Genomic DNA, 9,820 nt, shown 5'->3' on the forward strand with positions numbered 1-9,820 from the left:
TGCTCCCGCAGGGCTGCGCAGCAGCCCCTTTTTTGGTGAGCGCTGCGCGCTCAAGCGGGAGCAAGCTCCCTCGCCACAAAGGCAAGGCGCCACCTACCATAGGGAGTTCAAATGAAAGCCTGGCGTGCCGTTGTCCTGGCCGTGTCGTTGCTGTTGCTCAGTGGCTGCCTGGTGTCCTTCAAGGCACCGTTGCCGCAAAGCGAAGCCGCGCCAGAGGGCCTGCTCGGTCACTGGACCAGCACCAATGCCTGGGGCGAACCGTTGAACCTGGAACTGACGAAGGTCGGCAAGCACCGCTACCAGGCCATCAGCTACTTCAGGGCCAGGCCCCATGAGCGTGAAGCCATCCCGTTGACTGTTTCCCGTCATGGCAGCCGCTGGTACGTGTCGGCCAAGGTGCCGGCCCGGTTTGGCGGCCACTATTTGATCGCCGGTTTCGAGTTGACCGACAAGCAAGAGCTGGTGGTCTACAACCTGGACGTGGACCAGATCAACCAGGCCATCGGCCAGAAACGCCTCAGCGGCCAGCCGAACCAGAGCGAGGAAGGTGACGGGGTGCTGGTGGACAGCGACATGAACAAGGTTTTCAGTTACCTCGACGACCCGGCCAATTCCGATGTGTTCTCGGAGGCCGTGCGCTACCAGCGGCTGGTCAAACCCCAATAACAGCAACAAGCGGACGTTTTTTCACAGGAGTTCCGGGTGGACGATTACCAGCAGACGATACGCACCTTGTCCGATCGCATTGTGCTGGCGCAAACGCCGATTCGCATCCTCGACGCGGTGAAGTGGGACGAGAACATCCGCAAGGGCTTTCTCAAGGCCAAGGGCAAGGAAATGCCTGCGGTGGATCGCGACTATTACCTCAACCGGCCACTGTCCTTTGATTCGAGCAAGGTGAAGCTGGAGTTCCAGAACATCGAGCGCGACATCACCCGCCAGCTTGGGCAGTTCAACCCGGTTGGCCAGATCATGCGCCGCATGTGCAAGGAATACCGCATGGTGGTGCGCATGCTCGAGGCCCGTGGCACCGAGGATTTCGGGCTGATCTCCCAGGAGCTCTATGGCGCCGCCTCCGATGCCTTCCACGCCGGCGACCCGACCCTGGCCGACCTGGGCCTGATGCTCTCCGATTACCTGAACAACATCGATGGCCGTGGCGACCTCAAGGACGAGCCGAAAGTCCTCAGTGCCAAGGAAGCCGTCAGCCTGCTGCAACACCGCCTCAACCGGGTGTTTGGCGAAGCCGAGGAAACCATCCGGGTATTCGAGTCCGATGGTATCGTGGCCGACGCAGCGGCAGGCGCGGACTACATCAAGATCCGCACTGATGCGATGTTCAACGAGCGCGACGTGCGTGCGTTGGAAGTTCACGAAGGGCTGGTGCACGTCGGCACAACGCTCAACGGCCTCAACCAGCCAATCTGCACCTTCCTGTCCAAGGGCCCACCCTCGTCCACGGTCACCCAGGAAGGCCTGGCGATCCTGATGGAAATCATCACCTTCGCCTCCTACCCGAGCCGCCTGCGCAAACTGACCAACCGTACCCGGGCCATTCACATGGTGGAGGAGGGCGCCGATTTCCTGCAGATCTTTGAGTTCTTCCGCGAGCAGGGTTTTGAAATGGCCGAAAGCTACGGCAACGCCAGCCGGGTGTTCCGTGGCTCGGTGCCGACGGGGCTGCCATTTACCAAAGACTTGTCCTACCTCAAGGGCTTCATCATGGTTTACAACTACATTCAGTTGGCCGTGCGCAAAGGCAAACTGGAGCAGGTGCCGCTGCTGTTCTGCGGCAAGACCACCCTCGAGGACATGCGTACGTTGCGGCAACTGGTGGACGAAGGCCTGGTGGTGCCGCCCAAATACCTGCCCGAGCAGTTCCGCGACATGAACGCCTTGTCGGCCTGGATGTGTTTCTCCAACTTCCTGAACCACCTGAGCCTGGACCGGATCGAAGCGGATTATTCCAATATCCTTTGAGCATCACACTGTCCAATTGTGGGAGCGGGCTTGCTCCCGCAGGGGACCGTGTTCCAATTCTGTTTTTTTGCGAGGCTTCACCGGATGCGAACCCTCGGCATCATTTGCCTATTGTTGGCCCTGAGCGGTTGCAGTTCCCTGCTGTTCTACCCCGAGCACGGCCAGCCGTTCACCCCGGAGCGGGCCAGGCTCGAGTACCGCGACGTCACCCTGACCACCGCCGACGGTCTCAAGCTTCACGGCTGGTGGCTGCCCGTCAAACCGGGTGTGGCGGTCAAGGGCACGGTCCTGCATTTGCACGGCAACGGCGGCAACCTGGCCTGGCATCTGGGCGGGAGCTGGTGGTTGCCGGAGCAGGGCTACCAGGTGTTGATGGTCGACTACCGGGGTTATGGCCTGTCCGAAGGCGAGCCGAGCCTGCCGGCGATTTACCAGGACATTGACGCCGCGTTCCAATGGCTCGACCAGGCGCCCGAGGTGCAGGGCAAGCCACTGGTGCTGCTCGGCCAGAGCCTGGGCGGTGCGCTGGCGGTGCATTACCTGGTCGAACACCCGCAGCGCCAACGACAGCTCAAGGCCCTGGTGCTCGATGGCGTGCCCGCCAGCTATCGCGACGTCGGCCGTTTTGCCCTGAGTACGTCCTGGCTGACCTGGCCGTTCCAGGTGCCGTTGTCCTGGCTGGTACCGGACGGTGACAGCGCGATCAGTTCCGTGGCGCAATTGAATGGCGTGCCGAAATTGATCTACCACAGCCTGGACGATCCCATCGTTCCCCTTTCCAATGGCATCCGCCTGTATCAAGCTGCGCCGCCGCCGCGGGTCCTGCAATTGACACGCGGCGGCCATGTGCAGACGTTCGCCGACCCAACCTGGCGCACTGTGATGCTGCGCTACCTCGACGATCCCCAGCACTTCGACGGCCTGCGCCGCCTGGGCGAGGTCCCGAATTACCCGAAATCACCCGTTGAATCACCAGAGAGCCCGCAATGAGCGAAGAACGTAACGCCATCCCCCTGATCATCACCGGTATCTGCAGCATCCTCGGCACCGTTGCGACGCTGTGGTACTACGGCTACCTGCACTTCGCCAAGCCTGAGGATGCGTTGCTGCTCAACCAATTCACCATGCTCAAGACCGTACCGGGCGAGGACTACAAGGTTTCCCTGGAACCGGCCCCCCAGGTTGCCCAGTGCATCGATGGTGTGCTGGTGTTGTTCGACACCGAGCAGAAAGGCCTGACCGGCGTGCTGATCAACGAGAAGAAACGCGCGGTGCGCTGCATGGGGCAGGAGACGCCGCAGAAACTGCAGCCGTAACCCCAAGCCCGCTCCCACAGGGGGAACAAGCCAACAAAAAAGCCCCGCCTGATTGAAGTCAGGCGGGGCTTTTTGTTGGCCGTCAGTCGATCAGTTGGCGCTCATGGTCGAGCGCGGGGCCACTGGCTGGTTGTCGTTGGAGATGGTCACTTCCACGCGACGGTTCATGGCACGGCCCGAGACGCTGGTGTTGTCAGCCACGGGGAATTCCTTGCCATAGCCTTGGGTCACGATACGGTCCATGTTCACGCCCATATTCACCAGAGCCATACGCACCGAATTGGCGCGGCGCTCGGACAGCGACTGGTTGTAGGAATCCGAACCGGTGCTGTCGGTGTAGCCTTCGATGATCACCTTGCGGTCCGGGTTTTCCTGGAGGAACTGCGCCAGTTTGTTCACATTCGTCATGCCGCTGGCGCGCAGGTCGGACTTGTTGGTGGCGAATAGTACGTCGCCGAAGGTCACCAGCGTACCGCGTTCGGTCTGCTTGGCGTTGAGGCTGTCCTGCAGTTGCTTGATCTGCGCGTTACGCGCATCGAGCAAGGCACGCGCACGTTCGTCACCGGCGTTTTTCAGCTCGGCTTCGGCGTTGCGCAGGGCGATGGTCTGCTTGGCCACTTCGACGCGCTGGTTGGTCAGGTAGGCCAACTGGTCGACCTTGGCTTCGTCTTCCTTGTCCATATAGGCCTTGTCAGCCTTGGCCAGGAAGTCGGCGGCGTCCTTGGTTTCCAGTGCGGCCACTTTGGTCGCCGCTGGATCAGCCTGCAGGCCGTTGTAATTGGTGCGGGCCTGTTCCAGGTTCGCGTTCGGGTCGTGGGAGCAAGCGGCCAGGGCTACGCAGGCAGCGAGCAGGGCGGGCATCATCAAGTGTTTGTGCATCATAGTCTGTCGTCCTTTTATCAATGAGAAGTACGTCGTGGCGTGAACGGCTTACTGAACCTTGTTCATGCCTTCCTGACGCAGTTCCTGAACCCCTTTCTGAGAATCCTTGAGTGCTTGTTCGGCCTTGGCGGCCTGAGCCTTGCGCTCGGCGACGCGGGCGTCCCACTCGGCCTGTTCGGCCAGACGCTTGGCTTCGTCGTACTTCTTGTCATGCATGGCGATTTCCGCCTGCTTGAGTTTGTCCTGGGCCGATTTCATTTCCACAGCAGCGAATTCGGTACCGCCGGCGCTGACGGCGCTGTTGACCGCCGATTGGGTCACCGCGTACTGCTCCGAAGGTGGATTACCGGCGCAACCGGCGAGAATGAAGCTGCTACCGATCGCCAGGGCAGCCAACTTCAAGCCGCGCAGGCCAGTGGATGAGGGTTTGGCAGTGCAGGTATTCATAGGCTTCAACTCCATTGGAAAACTCCTGAAAAAACGACAAATCCATGCTGGGACCGAAGCCGTGACGTCTGGTTTGGCGCTGGCGCCAAGGCGCGTTTATTTAAACAACCGTTCCAGTATGGTTACTCGGTGTGACCCGAGGCGTTTTTCAAAAGTTCAGCGAAGATGGCCATTCGCCAAAAGAATTACTGACTGATCGGTCAGCGGCAAAAAAGCTGAACTTTCAAGGCGCGCAGCGGTATTGCGGCGCGGGTGGAAAGCCCCCCGCGCCGGAAAGTCGCAACCAGGAATGAAAGCGGTCAGTGTTTGGATTTGTCGTTCTGCGAAGAAAGGTCGTGCAGATGCCGCCGGGACAAGGCGAGGAATCGTGGGGTCGGACCTACGTCTTCGTACAGCGGGTCGCCTTCTTCATCGGTGGCGACGACTTGCGAGCCCTTGATGTAGGGGAAGCTGGCTTCCAGCTCTTCCAGTGCCGCTCCGATCAGCTCGCCGAGCAGCTCCTCGGGCTGGCGCTTGGGGTACATGTCGCAGATTGCTGCCAGCCGGGCGGCGGCTTCCACGTCCAGGTGAATCGTGTAGCCAGTCTCGGTCAGACGGCCCTTGGCGTTTTCTTCCCAATGCTGGGCAAGCTCACGAATTTTCATGATGACCTCAATAAGCCTGCTCGTGGCAGGCGCGGTGAGTGACAAGCCGTTGTGTGGCTTAATCATGAGACTAGCTTTGTCCTGCAAGGTTTAAAGTCCCTTCGTCGCTTGTCAGAAACGGTGGGCATCGGCACTCTCTAATCCAAGAGCTGTCCGGACTTTTTGCTGGAGAAATGCTGATGACCGATATCGATGCACGCTTGCGCGAAGACGTTCACCTGCTGGGTGAGTTATTGGGCAACACCATCCGCGAACAATACGGGGAGGCGTTTCTCGACAAGATCGAGCAGATCCGCAAGGGCGCCAAGGCTGACCGACGCGGTTCCGTGGACGCCGAACTCAGCGCCAGCCTCAACCAGTTGAGCGAGGACGAACTGTTGCCGGTGGCGCGGGCATTCAACCAGTTTCTCAACCTGGCCAATATCGCCGAGCAATACCAACTTATCCACCGCCGCGAAGAATCGCAGCCGGAACCCTTCGAGGCGCGGGTGTTGCCCGAGCTGCTCGCCCGGTTGCGGGCCGAAGGTCATGGCGCCGAGGCCCTGGCCCGGCAATTGGGGCGGCTGGAGATCGAATTGGTCCTCACGGCCCACCCCACGGAAGTGGCTCGCCGTACGCTGATCCAGAAATATGACGCCATCGCCGCGCAACTGGCGGCCCAGGATCACCGCGACCTGACCAGCGCCGAGCGCGCGCAGATTCACGAACGGCTGCAACGCTTGATCGCCGAAGCCTGGCACACCGAAGAAATCCGCCGCACCCGGCCGACCCCGGTGGATGAGGCCAAGTGGGGGTTCGCGGTGATCGAACACTCGTTGTGGCAGGCCATTCCCAATTACCTGCGCAAGGCCGACCAGGCCCTGCATGCCGCGACCGGCTTGCGCCTGCCGCTGGAGGCCGCGCCAATCCGTTTTGCCTCGTGGATGGGCGGCGACCGCGACGGCAACCCGAATGTCACCGCTGCCGTGACCCGCGAGGTGCTGTTGCTGGCGCGGTGGATGGCGGCGGACCTGTACCTGCGTGATGTCGATCAACTGGCGGCCGAGTTGTCCATGCAACATGCCAGCGAGGCCTTGCGTGCCCAGGCCGGCGACAGCGCCGAACCTTATCGCGCCGTGCTCAAGCAACTGCGTGAACGCCTGCGCGCCACTCGCAACTGGGCCCACGCCTCCTTGAGTGCCGCCACGGCAGCCAGCGCCGAGGTGCTGCAGCACAACCGCGAACTGTTGGACCCCTTGGAGCTGTGCTACCACTCCCTGCATGAGTGCGGCATGGGCGTGATTGCCGACGGGCCGTTGCTCGATTGTCTGCGCCGGGCGGTGACCTTCGGCTTGTTCCTGGTGCGCCTCGATGTTCGCCAGGACTCGACGCGTCATAGCGCCGCCATGACGGAAATAACCGACTACCTGGGCCTGGGCCGCTATGAGGATTGGAACGAGGAGCAACGCATCAGCTTCCTGCTCGAGGAACTGAACAACCGGCGCCCGCTGCTGCCGGCCCATTTCAAGCCCTCGGCCGACACCGCGGAAGTGTTGGCGACGTGCCGTGAAGTGGCGGCGGCGCCGGCGGCGTCCCTGGGTTCCTATGTGATCTCCATGGCTGGTGCGGCTTCCGATGTCCTCGCCGTGCAGTTGTTGTTGAAGGACGCCGGCGTGTTGCGGCCGATGCGGGTGGTGCCGCTGTTCGAAACCCTGGCCGACCTGGACAACGCCGGGCCGGTGATCGAGCGGCTGTTGCTGCTGCCCGGCTATCGCTCACGGCTGCAAGGCCCCCAGGAAGTGATGATCGGCTATTCCGACTCGGCCAAGGATGCCGGGACCACGGCGGCGGCCTGGGCACAGTATCGGGCCCAGGAGCGGCTGGTGGACATCTGCCGCGAGCAGCAAGTCGAACTGCTGTTGTTCCACGGGCGTGGCGGCACCGTGGGCCGTGGCGGCGGTCCGGCGCACGCGGCGATCCTGTCCCAGCCACCCGGTTCGGTGGCCGGGCGTTTCCGCACCACCGAACAAGGCGAAATGATTCGTTTCAAATTCGGCCTACCGGACATCGCCGAACAGAACCTCAATCTTTACCTCGCCGCGGTGCTTGAAGCGACGTTGCTGCCACCGCCGCCGCCCACGCCGCAGTGGCGGGACTTGATGGACGAACTGGCGGCCGACGGCGTGAGAGCCTACCGCGCCGTGGTGCGGGAGAACCCGCAATTCGTCGAGTACTTCCGCCAGTCCACCCCCGAGCAGGAACTCGGGCGCCTGCCCCTGGGCAGCCGTCCGGCCAAGCGTCGGGCCGGCGGCATCGAAAGCCTGCGGGCGATCCCGTGGATTTTCGGCTGGACCCAGACGCGCCTGATGCTGCCGGCCTGGCTCGGCTGGGAAACCGCGCTGAGCAAGGCCCTGGAGCGCGGCGAAGGTGAGTTGCTGGGGCAGATGCGCGAGCAATGGCCATTCTTCCGGACCCGCATCGATATGCTGGAGATGGTGCTGGCCAAGGCCGACGCCGATATCGCGCGCTCTTACGACGAGCGTTTGGTGGAACCTGGGCTGCTGCCTTTGGGTGCGCATTTACGCGACCTATTGTCGCAGGCTTGCTCGGTGGTCCTTGGCTTGACCGGTCAGTCGCAGCTACTGGCACATAGCCCAGCCACGCTGGAATTCATTCGCCTGCGCAACACCTACCTCGACCCGTTGCACCTGTTGCAGGCCGAGCTGTTGGCGCGCTCGCGGCAGCAGGATGTGGCCCAGGGCAGCCCCGTGGAACAGGCGTTGCTGGTGTCTGTGGCGGGAATTGCCGCCGGTTTGCGCAATACCGGCTAACATCAGGCAGCGCACCGAAACGGCTCGTCCGGCGTTCCCGGGCGCTGTCCGCCAGGGGAGGGCGCAGGTCGAGCAGGCGACAGTTTGTTGTTCGGTTGCGACGCTCGCCACCCCCTCCGAAGGTCGTATCGGGCGCGGGTTACTCCGACTTTCGGCGGCTTGTGTGGGTCGGGCCTGCTGTGTATCTTGATCAGCCTTTGGCCGTTTGGGCGGTCACGATCCTGTTTTTCGACGATTGGCCCCACGAGGCGAATCCGAGCGTTTTACATAAAAAAATTGAGGAGCACATCGATGCGCGTCATTCTGCTGGGAGCTCCCGGGGCCGGTAAAGGTACTCAGGCAAAGTTCATCACCGAAAAATTCGGTATCCCGCAAATTTCCACTGGCGACATGCTGCGTGCCGCGGTCAAGGCGGGCACCGAGCTGGGCGTCAAGGCCAAGAGCATCATGGATGCCGGCGGCCTGGTGTCGGATGACCTGATCATCGCCCTGGTCAAGGATCGTATCGCTCAAGCCGATTGCGCCAACGGCTTCCTGTTCGACGGCTTCCCGCGCACCATTCCACAGGCCGAAGCCCTGGTGACTGCCGGTGTTGAGCTCGATCACGTGGTCGAAATCGCGGTCGACGACGAAGAGATCGTCCAGCGCATTGCCGGTCGTCGCGTCCACGAGCCATCCGGCCGTGTCTACCACACCGTCTACAACCCGCCAAAAGTCGCGGGCAAGGACGACGTTACCGGTGAAGAGCTGGTGCAGCGCAAGGACGACACCGAAGAAACCGTGCGTCATCGCCTGTCGGTCTACCATTCCCAAACCAAGCCGCTGGTGGCGTTCTACCAGAACCTGTCGGCTGCCCAGGGCAAGCCGAAGTACAGCCACATCCCGGGCGTTGGCTCGGTCGATGCGATCACCAGCAAGGTGCTCGAAGCGCTGAGCTGAAAAGTCTGATCAGTTGCATCAACTACGGCCCGCTTGCGGGCCGTAGTTGTTTATACTGGCGCACTTTTTTCCACCTGATTTACGGACACATCGATGAGCACCTTGCTGGCCCTGGACACCGCGACTGAAGCTTGCTCCGTTGCCTTGCTGCACGACGGCAAGGTCACGAGCCATTACGAGGTGATCCCGCGCCTGCATGCGCAGAAACTATTGCCGATGATCCAGAAACTGCTGAGCGATGCCGGGACGACCTTGCAGGCAGTGGATGCGATTGCCTTCGGTCGCGGGCCGGGGGCTTTTACCGGCGTGCGCATCGCCATCGGCGTGGTGCAGGGGTTGGCGTTTGCCCTGGAGCGGCCGGTGTTGCCGGTGTCGAACCTGGCGGTGCTGGCCCAGCGCGCCTTGCGTGAGCAGGGCGCCTGCCAAGTCGTAGCGGCCATCGATGCGCGCATGGACGAGGTGTACTGGGGCTGCTATCGCGAAACCGACGGCGAGATGCGCCTGGTCGGTGCTGAGGCGGTATTGCCACCCGAAGCGGCGGCGTTGCCAAGCGGGGCCGACGGTGACTGGTTCGGCGCCGGTACCGGTTGGGGCTACGGCGAACGCATCGCCGTCAGCCTGACCGGCCAGGACGCCACCCTGCTGCCTCACGCCGAAGATCTGCTGGCCCTGGCGCGCTTCGCCTGGGAACGCGGCGAGGCCATTTCCGCCGATGATGCGCAGCCGGTGTACCTGCGGGACAAGGTGGCAACGCCCAAGTCCGAGCGGTAAAAAGCATCACGCCACTCTCAAGCGGGCAGCG

At 62.3% G+C, this 9,820-nt stretch carries 10 protein-coding genes; 7 read left to right on the top strand and 3 right to left on the bottom strand.

What is annotated here, in order from left to right; genetic code table 11:
• Positions 1-111 precede the first annotated feature (111 nt).
• The 4 genes from V7773_RS28055 to V7773_RS28070 all read left to right on the top strand — a co-directional run bounded on the left by V7773_RS28055 (position 112) and on the right by V7773_RS28070 (position 3,296).
• Complete coding sequence (locus V7773_RS28055; RefSeq protein WP_063322802.1) at positions 112-666, top strand: hypothetical protein; 555 nt, start codon at positions 112-114, stop codon at positions 664-666.
• 36 nt (positions 667-702) lie between these two features.
• Positions 703-1,980 (top strand): flavohemoglobin expression-modulating QEGLA motif protein, encoded by a 1,278-nt coding sequence (locus V7773_RS28060; protein WP_063322801.1) that lies wholly within the window; start codon positions 703-705, stop codon positions 1,978-1,980.
• An 84-nt stretch (positions 1,981-2,064) separates the two neighbouring features.
• Positions 2,065-2,970, top strand: a complete 906-nt coding sequence (locus V7773_RS28065) for an alpha/beta hydrolase (RefSeq protein ID WP_063322800.1) — start codon at positions 2,065-2,067, stop codon at positions 2,968-2,970.
• Entirely contained in the window at positions 2,967-3,296 is a 330-nt protein-coding gene (locus V7773_RS28070; RefSeq protein ID WP_003198160.1) for a hypothetical protein, read from the top strand. The genes V7773_RS28065 and V7773_RS28070 overlap by 4 nt, the downstream gene beginning before the upstream one ends.
• A 90-nt stretch (positions 3,297-3,386) precedes the next feature.
• Here V7773_RS28070 and V7773_RS28075 read toward each other — a convergent pair whose 3' ends face one another.
• The 3 genes from V7773_RS28075 to V7773_RS28085 all read right to left on the bottom strand — a co-directional run bounded on the left by V7773_RS28075 (position 3,387) and on the right by V7773_RS28085 (position 5,269).
• A complete protein-coding gene (locus V7773_RS28075; protein WP_063325159.1) occupies positions 3,387-4,175 on the bottom strand; it encodes an OmpA family protein in 789 nt (262 codons plus the stop codon).
• A 51-nt stretch (positions 4,176-4,226) separates the two neighbouring features.
• The gene (locus tag V7773_RS28080; protein ID WP_003198164.1) at positions 4,227-4,640 is read right to left on the bottom strand and encodes a DUF4398 domain-containing protein; all 414 of its coding nucleotides are present in this window, start codon (positions 4,638-4,640) and stop codon (positions 4,227-4,229) included.
• A gap of 284 nt (positions 4,641-4,924) precedes the next feature.
• The gene (locus V7773_RS28085; RefSeq protein ID WP_072343512.1) at positions 4,925-5,269 is read right to left on the bottom strand and encodes a pilin assembly protein; all 345 of its coding nucleotides are present in this window, start codon (positions 5,267-5,269) and stop codon (positions 4,925-4,927) included.
• A 179-nt stretch (positions 5,270-5,448) separates the two neighbouring features.
• Here V7773_RS28085 and ppc point away from each other — a divergent pair, with 179 nt between their 5' ends.
• The 3 genes from ppc (at position 5,449) to tsaB (ending at position 9,789) form a co-directional block, all read left to right on the top strand.
• The gene (ppc, locus tag V7773_RS28090) at positions 5,449-8,079 is read left to right on the top strand and encodes a phosphoenolpyruvate carboxylase (protein WP_336076280.1); all 2,631 of its coding nucleotides are present in this window, start codon (positions 5,449-5,451) and stop codon (positions 8,077-8,079) included.
• A gap of 291 nt (positions 8,080-8,370) precedes the next feature.
• The gene (gene adk / locus V7773_RS28095) at positions 8,371-9,018 is read left to right on the top strand and encodes an adenylate kinase (RefSeq protein ID WP_063322793.1); all 648 of its coding nucleotides are present in this window, start codon (positions 8,371-8,373) and stop codon (positions 9,016-9,018) included.
• A 93-nt stretch (positions 9,019-9,111) separates the two neighbouring features.
• Positions 9,112-9,789 (top strand): tRNA (adenosine(37)-N6)-threonylcarbamoyltransferase complex dimerization subunit type 1 TsaB, encoded by a 678-nt coding sequence (tsaB, locus tag V7773_RS28100; protein ID WP_336076281.1) that lies wholly within the window; start codon positions 9,112-9,114, stop codon positions 9,787-9,789.
• Positions 9,790-9,820 lie beyond the last annotated feature (31 nt).

This window comes from Pseudomonas sp. 3JA (genome assembly GCF_036961705.1).
GTDB lineage: Bacteria > Pseudomonadota > Gammaproteobacteria > Pseudomonadales > Pseudomonadaceae > Aquipseudomonas > Aquipseudomonas fluorescens_Q.

Bases quoted from the DNA above. Each gene is read 5' to 3' on its own strand.
- V7773_RS28055 (WP_063322802.1), top strand. From the start codon at position 112: ATGAAAGCCTGGCGTGCCGTTGTCCTGGCCGTGTCGTTGCTGTTGCTC.
- V7773_RS28065 (WP_063322800.1), top strand. From the start codon at position 2,065: ATGCGAACCCTCGGCATCATTTGCCTATTGTTGGCCCTGAGCGGTTGC.
- V7773_RS28070 (WP_003198160.1), top strand. From the start codon at position 2,967: ATGAGCGAAGAACGTAACGCCATCCCCCTGATCATCACCGGTATCTGC.
- V7773_RS28075 (WP_063325159.1), bottom strand. From the start codon at position 4,175: ATGCACAAACACTTGATGATGCCCGCCCTGCTCGCTGCCTGCGTAGCC.
- V7773_RS28080 (WP_003198164.1), bottom strand. From the start codon at position 4,640: ATGGAGTTGAAGCCTATGAATACCTGCACTGCCAAACCCTCATCCACT.
- V7773_RS28085 (WP_072343512.1), bottom strand. From the start codon at position 5,269: ATGAAAATTCGTGAGCTTGCCCAGCATTGGGAAGAAAACGCCAAGGGC.
- ppc (WP_336076280.1), top strand. From the start codon at position 5,449: ATGACCGATATCGATGCACGCTTGCGCGAAGACGTTCACCTGCTGGGT.
- adk (WP_063322793.1), top strand. From the start codon at position 8,371: ATGCGCGTCATTCTGCTGGGAGCTCCCGGGGCCGGTAAAGGTACTCAG.
- tsaB (WP_336076281.1), top strand. From the start codon at position 9,112: ATGAGCACCTTGCTGGCCCTGGACACCGCGACTGAAGCTTGCTCCGTT.